The organism is Pseudonocardia ailaonensis (assembly GCF_039531635.1).
In the GTDB taxonomy this organism is placed as follows: domain Bacteria; phylum Actinomycetota; class Actinomycetes; order Mycobacteriales; family Pseudonocardiaceae; genus Pseudonocardia; species Pseudonocardia ailaonensis.
On sequence record NZ_BAAAQK010000009.1, the window covers coordinates 225003 to 241779 of the forward strand.

14 protein-coding genes are annotated in these 16777 nt (G+C 71.0%); all 14 read right to left on the reverse strand.

The genetic code is table 11. From position 1 onward, the window contains the following. Window positions 1-34: 34 nt before the first annotated feature. Window positions 35-1507, reverse strand: coding sequence for an aldehyde dehydrogenase family protein (locus ABD324_RS16950; protein WP_344417704.1), 1473 nt, complete (start codon window positions 1505-1507; stop codon window positions 35-37). Then, the gene (locus ABD324_RS16955) at window positions 1508-2338 is read right to left on the reverse strand and encodes an SDR family NAD(P)-dependent oxidoreductase (RefSeq protein ID WP_344417706.1); all 831 of its coding nucleotides are present in this window, start codon (window positions 2336-2338) and stop codon (window positions 1508-1510) included. Next, a complete protein-coding gene (locus ABD324_RS16960) occupies window positions 2335-3768 on the reverse strand; it encodes an aldehyde dehydrogenase family protein (protein WP_344417708.1) in 1434 nt (477 codons plus the stop codon). Before ABD324_RS16960 ends, ABD324_RS16955 begins: the two co-directional genes overlap by 4 nt. Window positions 3769-3784: 16 nt before the next feature. Continuing rightward, window positions 3785-4888: an NDMA-dependent alcohol dehydrogenase gene (locus ABD324_RS16965; protein WP_344417710.1), complete on the reverse strand. Its 1104-nt coding sequence runs from the start codon at window positions 4886-4888 to the stop codon at window positions 3785-3787. Continuing rightward, window positions 4885-5151: a ferredoxin gene (locus ABD324_RS16970; RefSeq protein WP_344417712.1), complete on the reverse strand. Its 267-nt coding sequence runs from the start codon at window positions 5149-5151 to the stop codon at window positions 4885-4887. Before ABD324_RS16970 ends, ABD324_RS16965 begins: the two co-directional genes overlap by 4 nt. Then, window positions 5085-6344, reverse strand: a complete 1260-nt coding sequence (locus tag ABD324_RS16975; RefSeq protein WP_344417714.1) for a cytochrome P450 — start codon at window positions 6342-6344, stop codon at window positions 5085-5087. Before ABD324_RS16975 ends, ABD324_RS16970 begins: the two co-directional genes overlap by 67 nt. Continuing rightward, on the reverse strand, window positions 6341-7627 hold the full coding sequence (locus ABD324_RS16980; protein WP_344417716.1) for an amidohydrolase family protein: 1287 nt from the start codon (window positions 7625-7627) through the stop codon (window positions 6341-6343). Before ABD324_RS16980 ends, ABD324_RS16975 begins: the two co-directional genes overlap by 4 nt. A gap of 24 nt (window positions 7628-7651) precedes the next feature. Continuing rightward, window positions 7652-8866, reverse strand: a complete 1215-nt coding sequence (locus tag ABD324_RS16985) for an ABC transporter substrate-binding protein (RefSeq protein WP_344417718.1) — start codon at window positions 8864-8866, stop codon at window positions 7652-7654. Window positions 8867-8940: 74 nt separating this feature from the next. Further along, entirely contained in the window at window positions 8941-10668 is a 1728-nt protein-coding gene (locus ABD324_RS16990; protein ID WP_344417720.1) for an N-acyl-D-amino-acid deacylase family protein, read from the reverse strand. 49 nt (window positions 10669-10717) lie between these two features. Further along, window positions 10718-11998, reverse strand: coding sequence for an amidohydrolase family protein (locus tag ABD324_RS16995; protein WP_344417722.1), 1281 nt, complete (start codon window positions 11996-11998; stop codon window positions 10718-10720). 61 nt (window positions 11999-12059) lie between these two features. Then, entirely contained in the window at window positions 12060-13757 is a 1698-nt protein-coding gene (locus tag ABD324_RS17000; RefSeq protein ID WP_344417724.1) for an N-acyl-D-amino-acid deacylase family protein, read from the reverse strand. 505 nt (window positions 13758-14262) lie between these two features. Beyond that, window positions 14263-14526 (reverse strand): hypothetical protein, encoded by a 264-nt coding sequence (locus tag ABD324_RS17005; protein ID WP_344417726.1) that lies wholly within the window; start codon window positions 14524-14526, stop codon window positions 14263-14265. 5 nt (window positions 14527-14531) lie between these two features. Next, window positions 14532-15662, reverse strand: a complete 1131-nt coding sequence (locus ABD324_RS17010; protein ID WP_344417728.1) for an amidohydrolase family protein — start codon at window positions 15660-15662, stop codon at window positions 14532-14534. Window positions 15663-15746: 84 nt separating this feature from the next. Next, a complete protein-coding gene (locus ABD324_RS17015; protein ID WP_344417730.1) occupies window positions 15747-16760 on the reverse strand; it encodes a cyclase family protein in 1014 nt (337 codons plus the stop codon). Window positions 16761-16777: the final 17 nt, after the last annotated feature.

The following is a 16777-nucleotide window of genomic DNA, read 5'->3' on the forward strand; positions in this document are numbered from 1 at the left end:
CGTCGTCCTCCCCGGTCCCGTCCCGCTCCCGCGCTCAGCGCGAGGGCCACACGATGCTCTGCAGCTCGCTGTAGGTCGCCATCCCGTACTTGCCGTCCATCCGGCCGATACCGCTGCGCTTGAAGCCGCCGAACGGCGTGTGCGCGTTGCGGTCCGCCGTGTTGATGCCGACGTTGCCGCAGCGCAGCCGGCGGGCGATCGCGTAGGCCCGGGGCGTGTCCGTCGAGAACACGTAGTCGTAGAGGCCGTAGCTGGAGTCGTTGGCGATCGCGATGCCCTCCTCCTCGTCGTCGAAGGGCACCACGGCGACCACCGGGCCGAAGATCTCCTCGCGGACCGGGTACATGTCGTTGGTGCACTCGGCGAGCAGCGTCGGCCCGACGTAGAAGCCCCGCTCGAGGTGGTCGGGGCGGCGGCCGTCGACGACCACGGCCGCCCCGGCCTCCTCGCCCGCGCCGATCATGGACTCGATGCGGCTGCGTTGGGCCCCGGAGATGACGGGCCCCACGACCGTGCCGGGATCGAGGGGGTCCCCGATCGGCAGCACCCGCGCGATGGCGGCGAGGCGGTCGACCAGCTCGGCGTACCGGGCCCGCGCGACGACGACCCGCGTCGGGGCCACGCAGGCCTGGCCGGAGTGGAAGGTCCAGGTGCGGGAGATGCTCTCGGCCGCGGTGTCGAGGTCGGCGTCGTGGAGCACGAGCGCGGCCCCCTTGCCACCGAGCTCCATCAGCAGGCGCTTCATCGTCGGTGCGCCCGCGGCGTAGATCTGCTCCCCCACCGTGCAGGATCCGGTGAAGCTCACCATGTCCACCTCCGCCGACGCGACGATCGCCGCGCCGATCTCCGGCCGCGACCCGGTGACCACGTTGACGACGCCGGGTGGGGCCCCGACCTCGTCGAAGACCCGGGCGAGCTCGATCGTCCCGAGCGGGTCCTGCGGCGCGGGCTTGACGACGACCGTGTTGCCCATCGCCAGCGCCGGCCCCACCTTGCCGGCGACCCCGGGCACCGGGACGTTGTAGGGGGTGATGCACGCGCACACCCCCACCGGCTGGCGGACGGCGATCGCCCCCAGGAGCTCGCCGCCCCGGTGGCCGGGCCGGGCACCGGGGGTCGGCGGCAGCGGATCGTCCCAGTCGAGGAGGGCGAGGTCGGCGTACTCGTGCAGGCGCGCGGCGGCCATGCGGACCTGCAGCGCCGAGGCCAGCGCGCTCACCGTCCCGGTCTCGGCCTGGATCACCGGGACCAGCTCGTCGTGCTTCTCCAGCCACCGGTCCGCCGCCGCCCGCAGCAGGGCCGACCGCTCGCGTTTGGACGTCTGCGACCACCCGTCGAACGCCGCCCGCGCCGCCGCGACCGCTGCCTGGACCTCGTCGACGGTGGCGTCCGGTGCCTCACCGACGACGGCCTCCGTGGCGGGGTTGACGACCGCGTAGGTGCCCTCGGGCCGGACCCACTCGCCGCCGATGTAGTGCCGGTACTCCGTCGCCGTCCCGGTTCCCACCTAGCTCGCCCCCCGCGACTCCGACGAACCGAACCGGGCCAGGTCCTCCGCGACCGCCTCCTCGAGGGCCGCGAACCGGCTGCGCGCCAGCTCGAAGGACTCGGGATGGGTGAAGACGTAGCGCTGGCGCCGGTCGAGGGCCTCGATCACCTGGTCGGCGACGCCCTCGGGGCTCATCCGCGGGTTGGGCAGGCTGCCGAGCAGCGTCTCCGGCGACCACCTGTCCTCGCGCCACCGGCCGAGGTCGGTGGTCACGAGCGACGGCACCAGCGTCGTGACCCCCACGTCCAGACCCTCGCGGCGGAACTGGGCGTCGAGCGCCTCGGCCAGGCTCGCGACCGCGGGCTTGCTGGTGAAGTACTCCGGGGAGATCGGCGCCGCGAAGTACGCCGCGTAGGACGCCGTGACCAGCACCTGGGACGAGGCCCGCTCCAGCACCAGCGGCACGAAGGCCCGCAGCGTGTTGATCACACCGAACAGGTTGACCCCGAACACCCACTGCCAGGACTCGTCCGGGATCTCCCACAGCCGTTCACCGGGCTCGCGCGGGGTGACACCGGCGTTGGCATGCAGCAGATCGACCCCGCCGAACCGTCCGCGGACCTCCTCGGCGATCCCCGCCATCCGTTCCGGGTCGCGCACGTCGCCGGTGATCCCGACCAGCGCGGGCACGTCCGCGGTGGCCTTGGCGACGACGTCGGGATCGACGTCGACGATCACCACCGCCCCGCCGGCCTCGCTGAGGCGGCGCGCGACCGCGAGCCCGATCCCCCGCGCACCCCCGGTGATCACGGCCGTCCGACCGGCCCAGCTCCGCGTCTCTGCCGTCATGCGTCATCTCTCCTCGTCGGAACGTGGTCCTGGGCGAAGCCGTAGGTCTTGATGTTGGCGAACGGGTCCATGCCCGAGCGCCCGAGCTCGCGGCCCACCCCGGACCGCTTGGTGCCGCCGAAGGGGATCTCGACCGGGGCGCCCAGGAAGCCGTTGACCCCGACCATGCCGGTGTCCAGCCGCGCCGCGACCGCGCGGGCCTCGCCGAGGTCCTCGCCGAAGACGGTCCCCCCGAGGCCGTACGGCGACGCGTTGGCCAGCTCGACCGCGGCCGCGGCGTCGGGCACCCGGTAGATCATCGCGACGGGCCCGAACGCCTCCTCGCCGAACAGCCGCATCGCCGGGGTGATGTCGGTGAGCACCGCGGGCGCGAAGAACGCGCCGGCACCCTCGACGCGGCCACCCGCCAGCAGCACGGTGGCGCCCTTGTCGATCGCGTCCTGCAGCTGGCCCTGCAGGAGGTCCACGGCGTCCTGGCTGGACAACGGGCCTACGGTCGTCGCCGGGTCGAACGGGTCCCCGAGGGTGTACCGCGCGAACTGCGCGACGAACAGCGCGACGAACTCCTCGGCCACGGCGTCCGTGACGATGAGGCGTTTGGGCGAGGCGCACACCTGCCCGCCGAGGTAGAGCCGGCACGCCGCTGCGGTGGACGCGGCGCGCGGCACGTCGGCGGAGTCGAGGACGACGAAGGCGTCCGAACCGCCGAGCTCCAGGACCACCGGCTTGACGTGCCGGCCGGCCTGCTCGCCGACGGCCGACCCCGCCCGGTCCGAACCGGTGAGGGTGACGGCGCGGATCCGGGGGTCCGCGATATAGGTGCCGACCTGGGATCGGGTCACCAGCGCCGTTCGGAACGCGCCGGGCGGGAACCCCGCCTCCTCGAAGAGGTGGTCGAGGAAGGAGGTCGACCCGGCAGCGAGCTCGGCGGGTTTGAGCAGCACGGTGTTCCCGAGCATCAGGTTGGGTGCCGCCACCCGCATGGCCTGGTAGACCGGGCCGTTCCAGGGCTCGATGCCGAGCACCACCCCGACCGGCTCGCGGCGGGTCACCGCAGGCCCGAACCCGGCCGGCGCGCTCTCCTCGTCGGCCAGCAGCTCCTCGCCGTGCTCGGTGTAGTACCGGACCATGGCGACGGCGCCCCGGACCTCGCCCTGCGACTGGGCGAGCGGCTTGCCCATCTCCGTCGTGACGAGCGCGGCGAGCTCGTCGCCGGTGCTCTCGAGCAGCTCGGCCAGGTGCAGGAACCGCCGCACGCGCTCGGCGACGGGGGTGTCCCGCCACCCGAGGAACGCCGCGTGCGCGCGGGCGAGCAGGTCCTCGGCCTCGCCGTCGTCGAGCGCCGGGAAGTCCCGCAGCGCCTTGCCGGTCGCCGGGTTGACCGTGCGATAGCTGCGGGTCACCGGCTCGCCCGGCAGGGTCGTCGTCATCGCCGTCCCCGTGCCGTCAGTGCCGGTGCTCGACGACGCCGCGGATGTTCTTGCCGTCGAGCATGTCCGCGTAGCCCTGGTTGATCTCCTCCAGCGGGTAGACCGCCGAGACGAGCTCGTCGAGCTTGAGGAGCCCCGACTCGTACAGCCGGATCAGCCGGGGGATGTCGGCCCAGGGGTTGCACCCGCCGTAGATGTTGCCGCGCAGCTGTTTCTGCCACAGCGTGAACACCTTGAGGTCGAGCGCGACGTCCGACCCGTGGCCGACGCCGGTGAGCACGCCGACGCCGTTCTTGGAGACCAGCTCCAGGAACGGGGCGATCATCGCGCCCTCGACCTTGCCGACCGTGAGGATGCCGACGTCCGCCATCACCCCCCGGGTGAGGTCGGAGAGCAGGGAGACGGCCTCCTCCATCGACGCCGCGGTGTGGGTCGCCCCGAACAGTGGCGCCGCGTCCCGCTTGGTCGAGGCCGTGTCGACCACGACGACGTGCTCGGCCCCGGCCAGCCGGGCCCCCTGCACCGCGTTCATCCCGATCCCGCCGGCCCCGACGACCACCACCGCGTCGCCGGGCTTGACCTGTCCGACGTGGACCGCCGAGCCCCAGCCGGTCGGGACGCCGCAGCCCAGCAGCGCGGCCTGGGCGAAAGGCAGGCTCTCGGGCACCTTCACCAGCGAGGCCTCGTTGGCCAGCGAGTAGTTCGCGAAGGTTCCGATCAGCGAGAGCGCGCCGAGACCCTGCCCGCGGGTCTGCGCCCGGGGACCCTCTCCCATCGCGCCCTGCATCAGGAAGGCGCCGAGGTCGCAGAGGTTCTGGTGCCCGGTCGAGCACCAGCGGCACCGGCCGCACGAGGGGATGAAGGAGTAGACGACGTGGGCGCCGGGCGCGAAGTCGGTGACCGCCGAGCCGACCTCCTCGACCACGCCCGCGCCCTCGTGGCCGCCGATGATGGGCAGCGCGGCGGGGCTGTCCCCTGCCTGGATGTGGTGGTCCGAGTGACACAGCCCGCTCGCCTCGTTGCGGACCAGGACGTCGTGCGGGCCGGGCGCGGCGAGGTCGATCTCCTCGACGCTCCACGGCCGGCCGGCCTCCCAGAGGACCGCCGCCTGTGCCTTCACCACGGGTTCCCTTCGTCGTTCTCGTCGAGGGTGACGGCGCGTTCGGGACAGACGTCCGCGCCGCGGCGCGCCCGGTGCTCGCTCCCGGGCGGGACCTGGCGTACCCCGACGTCGGAGTAGCCGTTGTCGTCGAGCGTGAACAGGTCCGGGTCCTGCAGGTGACACAGGGTGTGTCCCTGGCAGAGCGCGGCGCTGACTAGGACCTTGATGACGGGCTCCCCTCGCGGGGGCCGGGGGTGTACACCGCCGGCAGGGAGAGCCATCCGTCGGCGAAGCCCCGGTCCGCGTAGTGCACGAGCCGGGACTCGTCGATCGAGTAGTCGGGCATCCGCCGCAGGATCTGCCTCATGGTCTCCTGGAAGATCAACCGGGCGAGGTGCGCGCCCACGCAGCGGTGCGGCCCCAGGCCGAACGACACGTGCTTGTTCGGGAAGCGGTCGATGACGAACTCTTCGGGGTTCGGGAAGGCCTTCTCGTCGTAGTTGGCCCCGTACCGGCTGACCAGCACCCGGTCCCCGGTGCGCACCGGGCAGCCCCGCAGCTCGGTGTCCTGCCGGACGGTCCGGGCCGTCGAGGACAGCGGCGGGTAGACCCGCAGGAACTCCTCCGTCGCGGGGACCAGCAGGGCCGGGTCGTCGATGAGCCGCTGTCGCAGCTCCCGGTCGCGGTCGAGGTGCACGAGCGCGCTCGCGGTCAGCGACGTCGTCGTGTCCACGCCGCCGCCCACCAGGACGAAGCACAGACCGACGATCACCTCCTCCTCGACCGGCCTGCCGTCGATCTCCTGGGCGAGCAGCCAGCTGATGTAGTCGTCGCGGGGCTCCGTCCGGCGTGCGGCGCACACCTCCTGGAGTGTCTCCTCGACCTCCGTGCTCGCGACGGCCTGTTTCCACTCGTCCGACGACGGCGGGTAGCCGAAGAGCCAGTGGAACAGCTCGGCCGCCCTGCGGATCCGGTCCTGCGGGTAGCCGAGCCAGTCCAGGGTCACCTGCGCGGGGACCGGACCGGCGATGTCCTCCAGCAGGTCGCACGCGCCGGCCTCGATCACCTCGTCGATGGTCTCCGTCGTCGCCCGCTCGATGGACGGCAGCATCCGGCGCGACTGCGCGGGCGAGAGCTGCTCGTTCAGCAGCCGGCGCACCGGACCGTGGTTCGGCGGGTCGAGCTCGATGGGGTAGAGGATCGTCTCCCGGTTCGGCTGGCCGGGGATCGCCACCGCCATGTAGTGCGGGTCGTCGGGCGACCGCTCGGTGGTGAAGACGTCCGTGTTCTTCAGGACCTCGTGGTTGCCCTCGTAGTCCGAGACGACCCAGAAGCCGCCGTGGTTCTCCGACCAGGCGACGGGGCACTTCTCCCGCAGCTCCTGCCACGCCCTGTGCGGGTCCGCGTTGAAGGCCGGCGAGTGGTGGTCGAAGTCCACCACCGCCCGCGCGTCGGCCGGGTGCGCCGTGCTCACGACGACCCCAGGTCGATCGTGTAGAGCTCGGCGGCGTTGTCCTGCAGGATGCGCTTGCGGACCTCGAAGCTCTGGTCCCCGAGCACGTTCGCGAAGTGCTCGCGGACTCCGGGATACAGGCACGACGGGTGCGGGATGTCCGTCTCGACCAGGATGTTGTTCACACCGATGCTGTCTACCAGGTATCGCGGCGCCGAGGACTCGAACCAGAACGTGACGAAGAGGTGGTCCCGGAAGTACTCGGTGGGCCGCCGCTGCAGGTCCCGGCCGGACTCGTCGACGAGCATCTCGTTGAAGTTGTGCTCGAGCGCCTCCAGGATGAAGGGCACCCACCCGATCCCGCTCTCCGCGGACACGATCTTCAGGTCCGGGTACCGGTCGAAGAAGCCGCTGACCACGAGGTTGCACACGGCCCGCACGTTGCTCATCTCGGCGAGCGCCGCCGTGACCACGTGCCGCTGCTTCGACGACAGGCTCTTCCAGGCCGACCCCGTGCCGACCCCGTCCGACGCCGGCTTGGCCTCCGCCCCGGCGCCCGGACCCCCCTCGGGCGAGAGCAGGGTCGCCCTCGCCTCCTCGCGCTCCGCCTTGGTCTTGCCGGACCCGATGTGGAAGTTGATGACGGCCTTCGTGTCGTTCGCCAGCTCGAACATGGGCACGAAGTACTTGTCCGGCAGCTCGGGCAGGCCGAGCATCTCCGGCTTGTCGGACAGCGTGTAGCCGGTGATCCCCCGATCGGCGAGCCGGGTCATCTCCGCGACCGTGGCGTCCATGTCCCACACCGGCAACACTGCCTGCGGCAGCAGCCGACCGCCGGACTCCTCCTGGATGTCGGCCAGGAAGTCGTTGTAGGTCTGGAGGATGAACAGGCGCTGCGCGATGTCGTCGATGGCGAAGATGTGGTTCGACGAGAAGCCGAGCGCGTTGGGGTAGCAGATCTGGGCATGGATCCCCAGCTCGTCGAGCAGCGCGACCCGGTCCGGTACCGACCACGCCGCCGAGGACACCCGGTCGAAGGGCTGCAGGATGTACCGGCCGTACGCCCGCTCGTTCCCGTGGCCGATGACGTTGCCGCCCATCGTCGCCCAGAGCTCGTCGCCCAGGTACCAGTGCGACTCGCCGTCGATGGTCTTGATCACCGGGATCTCGGAGTGGCGGGACTTCGGCGTGCGGGAGAGCCAGAGGTCGTGCGGCTCGGTGAAGTGGGCGTCGCAGTCGATGATCTTGATCCCGTTCAGGACCTCGTCGACGTCGTGGGCCGTGCGCTCGGGAGCCTGGGTCATGGTTCGTCCTCTCGGTGGTGGCGGCTACGTGAGGTACTTGCCGAGCAGCGTCCCGACCTCGGTCGGCTGACCCGGTTCCAGGGTCGGGGCTCCGTTGCCCCACTCGAAGAAGTAGCGGTTCGGGTTGGAGTTGCGCGGCAGTTGGGAGACGACCGACTTGCTCGGCGTCCAGGGGGCCATGGCGCCGCCGAAGTCGAGGTCCTTGGCCGAGTTGAGGGCGGCGAAGATCCCCTTGGCGTCCGTGGCCTTGCTGTCGTTGGCGACCTTCGCGATCGCGTAGACCGCCAGCCAGGCCGTCATCGCCGGGTCACGGACGAAGTTCGTCGTGGTCGGTGCGTCGGCGTCCCCCGCGGCCTTCTCGGCCGCCATGTCGTCGAGCATCAGCTTCAGGCCCGGGATGGAGGCGGCCTGGGAAGCCGGCGGGTATGCGGCCGACACGTTCACCTGGGCGGCGATCGGACCCAGCGTCTTCATGAAGGGCTCGTCGATCGCCGTGCCGCCGACGAAGAACTTGCCCTTGAAGCCCAGCTGGACCATGTTCTTCATGACGATCCCGATGGCCGCCTGGGCACCGTTGAGGATGACCGCGTCCGGGTTGCCCGCCACCGTCGCCGACGCCTGCGGCGACAGGTCACCGGTGTTCGGGGTCCGGACGATCGAGGTGATCGTGCCCCCCGCGCTCTCGATGATGCGCTGGCTCAGCGCGATCCCGGGTGTGGCCGACTGCTGCTCGCTGAACACGAGCGCGACCCGCTTGGCGGACTGGGCGGCGTACTTCGCCTGACCCGCGTTGTTGAGCGGGACCGAGCCCTGGAACACGAAGCTGTGCGCGTCCGTGCCGGCCGGTCCGGCGTCGAAGACCCCGACCGAGGCGATGTCGGCCGCGCCGAAGACGCCCAGCACGTTGGCCTGGCCGACCGCGGTGAAGTTGCCGGCGGTCGCGACGACGCCCTCCCCCACGAGCTGGCGGGCACAGGCCGCCGCCTGGTTGGCCTCGAACCTGTCGTTGCAGTAGACGATCTCGATCGGGCGCCCGTTGATGCCGCCCTTGGCGTTCAGCGAGCGTGCGGCGGCCTTGGCCGCGGCCGGCACGTCCGGATAGCTGATCGAGGCGTTGACGGGGGCGATGACGCCGATCTTGACCGGCTCGCCGCTGACCCCTGCCCCGCCCGCCGTGGCGGCCTGCCCCGACGAGCAGCCCGCGACCAGCAGTCCGGCAACGGCAATGACGGCAACCACGACACTTCTTTGTGCACGAGCTGCGATTCTCATCGTGTCCTCTCGGGGATTCATGGCAGGTGGAGCAGGAAACCTCACTGGGCCGTGGCGGCACTCCGCGTGGTGTCGCGACCGGAGCGGAGCACCTTCCCGGGGCGGTCGCCGGTGAGCGCGCCGTCCCGGACGGTCCGGACCCCGTTCACGAAGACCGCGTGCACCCCTTCGGCCTCCGCCGTCAGGCGGGCGCTGTCGGCCGGCAGGTCCTGGACCATGGTCGGGGCGCCCGAGCCGACCGTGGCGGGGTCGAACAGGACCAGGTCGGCGGCCCCGCCGGCCGCGATCAGGCCGCGGTCCCGCAGGCCGAACAGCGCGGCAGGCACCTGTGTGATCAGGTGGACCGCGGTCTCGACCGGCACCAGCCGGCGCCCGCGCAGGCAGTCCCCGAGGAACGCCGTGGGGTAGCCGGCACCGCACATGCGGTCCAGGTGGGCCCCGGCGTCGGAGCCACCGAGCAGCACCCGCTCGTCGGTCAGCAGGTCCCGGCGCCGGCCCCAGCTCTCGTCGTCGTTGGAGGCGGGCTCCGGCCACAGGATCGTCCGGAGCTCGTCCTCCAGGACGATGTCCAGCAGGGTGTCGAAGACCTCCTGGCCACGCTCGGCGGCGATGTCGGCGATCCGCCTGCCCCGCAGCGGCCGGTTGGCCTCGGAGTAGACGTCGCCGATGGTGTAGTTCGCGAAGTCCGTGAACATCGACAGCACGCCGACGTCGCGGTGGTGGGCGTTGTGGAGCATGCGAGCCCGCACGGCCGGATCGCGCAGCGCCACCATTCGCTCGGGAACGGGCAGCTTCATGGTCTGCGGCCACTCCGGGAGCAGGTGCAGTCCGCAGTGCGTCCGGAAGTTGACGTTCATCGGCTGCATCGTCGGCATCATGACCGCGACGACCCGGCCGCCGAGCGTCGCGGCGTGGTCCGACGCCTCCAGCTGCCGCAGCGTCTCGCCGTACCGCGCACCGTCGACGTGCAGGCTGTTCCAGTTCAGCGGCTTGTCCGCGGCCGTGCTCATCGCCGCGAAGAGCTCGATCTCGGAGTCGTCGAAGGAGCTGAGGCAACCCTCGACGACGGCCTCGAGCATCGTCCCGTCGTAGGGGCGCAGGACCCGGCACAGCTCCAGGAGCTCGTCCGGATCCGCGTTGCGCGACGGGACCGGCGCACCGTCACCGTCCGAATGGGTCGAGGACCGGGACGTGGACAGGCCCAGCCCACCGGCGTCCAGGCACTCGCGCAGCAGCGCGGCCATCCGCGCGCGGTGCTCCGGGCCGGCCGGGCCACCGGCCTCGGTGCCCATGACGTAGCGCCGCAGGGCCGTGTGCCCGACCATGAACCCGGCATTGGCGACCAGGCCGATCCGGTCCACCTGCTCGAGGTACTCCGAGAACGACTCCCAGGTCCACGGCAGCCCCGCCTCGAGCGCCGCCAGCGGCATCCCCTCCACCCCCGCCATGAGCCGGCGGATGTAGTCGGTGTCGTCGGCCTTGACGGGGGCGAGCGTGAAGCCGCAGTTCCCGGCGATCACTGTGGTCACGCCGTGCTGGCTCGACGGTGTCAGGTAGGGATCCCAGAACAGCTGCGCGTCGTAGTGCGTGTGCGGGTCGACGAAGCCCGGCGCGGCCATGAGCCCGCCGGCGTCGATGCGAACCTCGGCCTCCTCGTCGACCGTGCCGACCGCGACGATCCGCCCGTCCCGGATGCCGATGTCGCCGACCACCGGCTCGGCGCCCGAGCCGTCGACGATCGTCGCGCCTTCGATCAGATGAGTGAGCATGTCGATGGACCCTTCTCCTACGCGTGTGGGGCGCCCGGCCAACGGCCGGCTAGGACTGGACCGTCGCCGCGGCGACGGCCGCGCGCACGGACGCCGGCACCGCGTGGCGGAAGAGCTCCGACGCGTTGCCCCACGTCATGGCGTCGACCTCGTCGGCAGGCAGGCCGCGGAAATGCCGTTCGAACTTGTCCTGGGTGTTCGGCCAGCTCGAGTCGAGGTGCGGATAGTCCGCCTCGACCATGATGCGGTCCACGCCGATGGTGTGCCGCAGCACCATCGTGCTCGGGTCGTCGAGCGCGCAGAACCAGAAGTTGCGGTGGAACAGCTCGGCGGGCGACATGTCGAGGCCCTTCCACGTGCCGAAGATCCGCTGGTAGGGCTCGATGTGGTTGAGCCGGTCGATGACCCCGGGCACCCAGGCGATGCCGCCCTCGGAGAAGCAGATCTTCAGCCCCGGGTTGCGGACCGCGATCTTCGAGTAGAGCCAGTCCACCGCGGTGAACATGGCCTGCCCGAAGAACAGCACCGATGTCGTGTCGATCGGTGCGTCGGGCGCGGTGGTGGGCGCGTCGGACGACGAACCGACGTGGAGACAGACGGTCGTGCCCGTCTCGTCGCAGGCCGCGAAGAGCGGGTCCCAGTGTCCGGTGTGGAGGGAGGGCAGGCCGAGCTTGTGCGGGGCCTCGGGGAACGTCAGGGCCTTGAAGCCCCGCTCGGCATTGCGCCGGACCTCCGCGGCCGCGAACTCGACGTCCAGCAGGTAGGGGATCTGGATCGGGATCAGCCGGTCCGGATGCCGGGCGGACCACGCTTCGAGATGCCAGTCGTTGACCGCCAGCATCAGCGCCTTGGCGAGCTCCGGTTCGACGCCGACCTGCAGGTGCTGCCCGCCGAAGCCCACGAGCCCGGACGGGAAGCAGACGGAGGCGTAGATGCCGTCGAGGTCCATGTCGTGGATGCGGGCGTCCGGGTCGTAGGTGCCGGGCCGCATGTACTCGAAGCGATCCGGGTCGTAGGCGCACTCCTCCAGCGGCCGCCCGGCCACGGCCGAGATCCCGAGCCGGTGCTGCATCTCGCCCTGGAACAGCCAGGCCTGCCCGCCGTTGCCGTCCTCGACGACCCGCGGCACCTCCTCGGCGAACTTCTGCGCGACCCGGCCGTCGAAGATGTCCATCGGCTCGATGAGGTGGTCGTCGACCGAGATGATCGTGTACGTGCGCTCACGGAGCTCGGGCTCGGGCAGGAACGTGGCCGCCCGCCGCTCGTGGTCGCGCCGCTCGTGGTTCTCGTCGTCGGGCTTGAACACGTCCCGGATGTCGTTGACCTTCATGGGAGCTCCTTACGACCGATCGTGCGTTCGCGCTGGCAGGGTCTGGTCCGTGCGGGTTCCGTCAGCAGACGCCGCCCCGCGAGGAGCGCAGCAGCCGGCCGGGGAGGGCACCGGTGTGCTCGCCGTCGCGCAGGAACACCTCGCCTGCCACGACGGTCGCCGAGATGCCGGTCGACTTCTGCTTCAGGCGCTTCCCGCCGGCCGGCAGGTCCGCGACGAGGAGCGGCACGTCGGGAGCGATGCGCTGCGGGTCGAAGACGTTGACATCGGCGATGTAGCCCTCGCGGAGCAGCCCGCGGTCCCGCACGTTCCAGGCCTGCGCCGGCACGTGCGACACCATCCGCACACCCTCCTCGAGAGTGAACGCGGCCCGGGTCCGCACCCAGTACGCGAGCAGATGAGTGTGGATCGACGAGTCCATCATCTGGCTGACGTGCGCACCGGAGTCCGAGAACGTCATCACGGTGTTCGGGTGCCGGAGCAGCTCCAGGTGCTCCGCCTCGCTGGCGGGCCGCACCTCCTTGACGAACTGGGCGAAGAGCTGTTCGAAGTTCGTCTCGAGCGCGAGCTTCACCATCAGCTCGACCGGGTGGAGCCCCTGCGCCGCCGCCATGTCGGCCACCGTCGGGTTCGGCAGCTGCTCGGTCACGACGTGCATCAGGTCGTAGTCGGGCGAGGTCGGCCGCCCGCCCGCGGTGTTGTAGCCCTCGCCCTCCGTCGCGGCGACCAGGCGCCGCAGGGTCTCCGGGTCCTCGAAGGCCTTGCGCTGCTCCTCCAGCGGCAGCGCCCGGATCGGTGCCCATTCCGGGAGCACGTCGAAGTGCAGCCGGGACCGGAAGGTGAGGATGTGCGACGCCCCGCGGGAGTGCGTCTGGGCGAACATCCGCCCACCCGCCGCGGTGGCGCCCTCGATCGTCGCCATGACGTCCTGCCAGCCCGGCCCCGGGAACAGCCCGAACGTCATCGGCACGCCCGACTCCACCGCGAGCGCGGCCAGCCGCCGGTTCGCCTCCCGCCGCAGGTCGGGATCGGGGGAACGGGTCTCGGGTTCCAGGGCGAGCTGGAACATGCCGTGCCCCGCGCTGCCGAGCGTCCCGACCAGCCGCTGGACCTCCGCCCAGGTCGCCATCCGCGAGGCGACGGGTTTGCCGTCCGGCGTCAGGTGGTTCGGCGATCGCGACGTCGTCAGCCCGGTCGCGCCCGCCGCCAGCGCGTCCGCGAGCTCGCTCTCCATGGCCCGCAGGTCGTCCTCGCCGGCGGCCTCGGTGAAGGCCCGCTCCCCCATCGCGTACGTGCGCAGGGCGGAGTGCCCGATCTGCGAGAGGTAGTTGATGCCCTTCGGGAGACCGTCCAGGACGTCGAGGTACTCCCGGAAGGTCGTCCAACCCCAGTCCGGGATCCCGGCGGCCATGACCTCGGCGGGGATGTCCTCGGACCGTTCGAGGTTCCGCAGCACGTAGGAACGCTGCTCGATCGGTGCCGGCGCGAGGGTGAAACCGCAGTTGCCCATGACGACCGTGGTGACGCCGTGCCAGCAGGAACAGGTACCCAGCGGGTCCCAGAACAGCTGGGCGTCCATATGGGTGTGCCCGTCGATGAACCCGGGGGTGACGACCTGCCCCTCGGCGTCGAGCTCCGCGCGTGCCCCGCCGCGGGCGATCCGGCCGATCTCGGTGATCCGTCCACCGCTGATGCCGATGTCGGCGTGGTAGCGATCCCGCCCGCTGCCGTCGACGACCTCACCGTTTCGAATGACCAAGTCGTGCACTGTCGACCCTCGTTCCTCGCCTGTCGTCGTTGACCGAACGTCACTGCTGCGGACCTGCCCGGCGCCGGAACGGATGTCGGGGCCGGCCAGGCCGGTTCCGGATCGGACGTCCGGCGTCGACGGCGACGCCGGGCGGTCGGAGGATGAGGAGGAGACCCGGGCTTCCCCGAGCAGCCACGACCGGGCCGGGATCGGCGAGGTGCGGCTGGATCGATCCGTCGCGATGATCGTCGCACCGGCCGGTTCCCGTGGAGGAGGTCCACCGACCCGCGTTCGACGTGCCGTTCGTCCGTCGACCTTCGTCAGGTGTTCCCGATCCGGATCGGACGGACCAGCCGGTGCCGGGTGTCGGCGCCCGCTGCCTTCAGAGTTCTCGGCCGGAATCTTTCGACCACATGGTTGGTAGAATATTGTGAGGACGATCGCAGTGTCAAGAGGTCGGGCCACCGCCGCACCGGCACGACCGGATCCGGGAAGAGCCCCGCGGCGGCGGCCCTCACCTGCGGACGGCGCGCGCCCTGCGCAGTCGGTCGTAGCGCTCCAACCCCGTCTCCAGCGCCTCGACCCGCCCCCGCAGGGCGTCCACCCGCTCGACGGAGACCGGGTCCGGCGAGGACTGCGCCGCGGCGAGCCGCTCGCGGGCCTCGACCAGCTCGTCGTGCAGGCGCGCCGCGGCCTCCGGGATGGTGAGCAGGTCCTGCTCGTCGGCGACCGGGTCGTGCACGGGGACGCCGAGATCCTCCGGTGTGCGGTAGGGCACCGGAGTCAGACCGCCAGCTTGAAGAGCTTCGCCGCGTTGGTCTCCACAATGGTCCGCACCTCGTGGTCGGGGACGTCGAGGAACGAGGCCTCCAGCAGCTTGCGGCTGTTCGGCCAGTTGGAGTCCGAGTGCGGGTAGTCGCACTCCCAGGTGAGCCGGTCCAGGCCGATCTCGTGCCGCAGGATGATGCCGATGTCGTCGCTGATGAAGCAGCCCCAGATGTTGCGCCGGAACAGCTCCGAGGGCCGCACCTCCTGGTTGACCTTCTGGTAGAAGCGGTGCCGCTCCCAGGTGGCGTCCATCCGCTCGAGCAGGTACGGGATCCACCCGACGCCGCCCTCGGACAGCGACACCTTCAGGCCCGGGTGCCGGTGGAAGACGGGCGAGAAGCAGAGGTCCGACATCGCCTTCATGGAGTTCGTGCCCATGAGGCTGATCCAGGCCGCCTCCGGCGCGTCCGGCGCCGTGATCGGAATGTCGCGCGAGGTGCCGAAATGCAGGCAGACGGGGAGGTCGGTCTCCTCGATCGCGTTCCACACGGGCTCCCAGTGGTCCGTGTGGAACGAGGGAAGGCCCAGCGGCACCGGGTTCTCCGGGAAGGTGATCGCCTTGGCGCCCTTGCCCGCGACCCGGCGCACCTCCGCCGCCGCGGCCTCGACGTCCCAGAACGGGAGGATGCACAGCGCCGGCAGCCGGTCCGGAGCGGTCGCGGACCACTCGTCGAGCATGAAGTCGTTGTAGGCCTGCACGCACAGCAGGGAGAGCTTGCGGTCCTTGCCCTCGTTGAACGTCGTCCCGGCGAACCGCGGGAACGTCGGGAAGCACAGCCCGCTGTACACCCCGTCGATGTCCATGTCCTTCAGCCGCTCCCCCGGCTGGTAGCAGCCGGGGATCATCTCGTCGTAGCGGAGCGGGTCGATACCGTACTCACTCGGGTCCTTGCCGGCAACGGCGTTGAGGCCGATGTTGCTCGAACGCCGGTCCTCGTACTGCCACAGCTGCTGGCCCGTCTCGGTCTCGACGATCTTCGGACCGGCCTCCTTGTAGGCCTCGGGCAGGCGGTCCTGCCAGACCATCGGGTGCTCGACGAGATGGTCGTCCACCGAGATCAGCTTCATCTCCGGCTGGAGCGGCATAATGCGATCCTTCCTCGGCCACGGCCGACGTCCACGTCAGTTCCGGCGTTTCGCCCGCGTCCGGTTCGGCACGGCTCGCGCTTCTTATTTGATTGCCATGGCATTCGCCGGAGAACCGAGCCCCCCGGTGAGGTGCAATGGCTTGATGGTGACGAACGATTCCCAGATCCCGTCCTCGCGACAGTCCGCCGCCAGCGCCTCCAGGTCCCACAGCTCCCCGACCAGGAAGCCCAGCAGCGCGATGAGGTGGGGATGCATCATCCCGGCCTGGACGGCCTCCCTGGCGTCCCGCGGCTCGCCGAACTCCGCGGCGAAGGGCGACGACGGATCGGGAGGCATGACCTCCACCCCCGGGTTGTCCGCCACGACCGCGGCGATCTGGTTGTCCCACAACCAGGACAGCGTCTCGTGCGACTGGAGCAGACCCGGCTGCGCCCCGCGGAGCACCGCGCGCCCCTCCCGGTAGCCCCGGAGCCACCCGGTGCGGAGCATCAGGACGTCACCCGGGCGGAAGTCCACTCCCTGCCGGTCGGCCGCCGCGACGACGTCCTCGATCGGTATGGCCGTTCCGACACCCACGTCGAGCGGCTCGCCGACCATTTCATAATGATACGCCAGATCCACCAGAACGCCACGCCCGGCGACCGCTCGCTCGGCCCATTTCCCGACGCCGATCCGCGGATTTCCCGGGACGTTCTCCGCGGCCGGAAACCCGTTGTACAGGCCGTGCACCCGGTGCTGACAATGCCGCAGCCCGTCGACCTGGGTGGTGCCCTGCGGGAAGAACCGGTCGAGCCGGTCGTCCCAGTAGTCGCGCCCGAGGCGGATGATCTCCTGTTCGGGGGCGCACCTGCCACCCATCTCCTGCCCGGCGAACATGTCGAGGGGCAGGTCGAGGTTGAACGTCGCCCCCCTGCGGATGCCGCGGGCCGCCGCGGCCACGCGCTCCGGGGTGGCGAAGTTGACGGTCCCCAGCTCGTCGTCCGGCCCGAACACGTACCAGGACGATCCCGCCGGAGCGTCGGTCCTGGCCAGCAGCTCGGCGTAGGAGGGAACCCGCACGGTGCCGCACTCCCTCCCTGCGCTCTCGATCGTCATGGCACGCACCCCGACCG

What these genes read in the sequence shown, in the direction of transcription:
- ABD324_RS16955 (WP_344417706.1), bottom strand. Translation starts at nt 2,338, where the DNA reads ATGACGGCAGAGACGCGGAGCTGGGCCGGTCGGACGGCCGTGATCACC.
- ABD324_RS16960 (WP_344417708.1), bottom strand. Translation starts at nt 3,768, where the DNA reads ATGACGACGACCCTGCCGGGCGAGCCGGTGACCCGCAGCTATCGCACG.
- ABD324_RS16970 (WP_344417712.1), bottom strand. Translation starts at nt 5,151, where the DNA reads ATGGCTCTCCCTGCCGGCGGTGTACACCCCCGGCCCCCGCGAGGGGAG.
- ABD324_RS16980 (WP_344417716.1), bottom strand. Translation starts at nt 7,627, where the DNA reads ATGACCCAGGCTCCCGAGCGCACGGCCCACGACGTCGACGAGGTCCTG.
- ABD324_RS16990 (WP_344417720.1), bottom strand. Translation starts at nt 10,668, where the DNA reads ATGCTCACTCATCTGATCGAAGGCGCGACGATCGTCGACGGCTCGGGC.
- ABD324_RS16995 (WP_344417722.1), bottom strand. Translation starts at nt 11,998, where the DNA reads ATGAAGGTCAACGACATCCGGGACGTGTTCAAGCCCGACGACGAGAAC.
- ABD324_RS17010 (WP_344417728.1), bottom strand. Translation starts at nt 15,662, where the DNA reads ATGCCGCTCCAGCCGGAGATGAAGCTGATCTCGGTGGACGACCATCTC.
- ABD324_RS17015 (WP_344417730.1), bottom strand. Translation starts at nt 16,760, where the DNA reads ATGACGATCGAGAGCGCAGGGAGGGAGTGCGGCACCGTGCGGGTTCCC.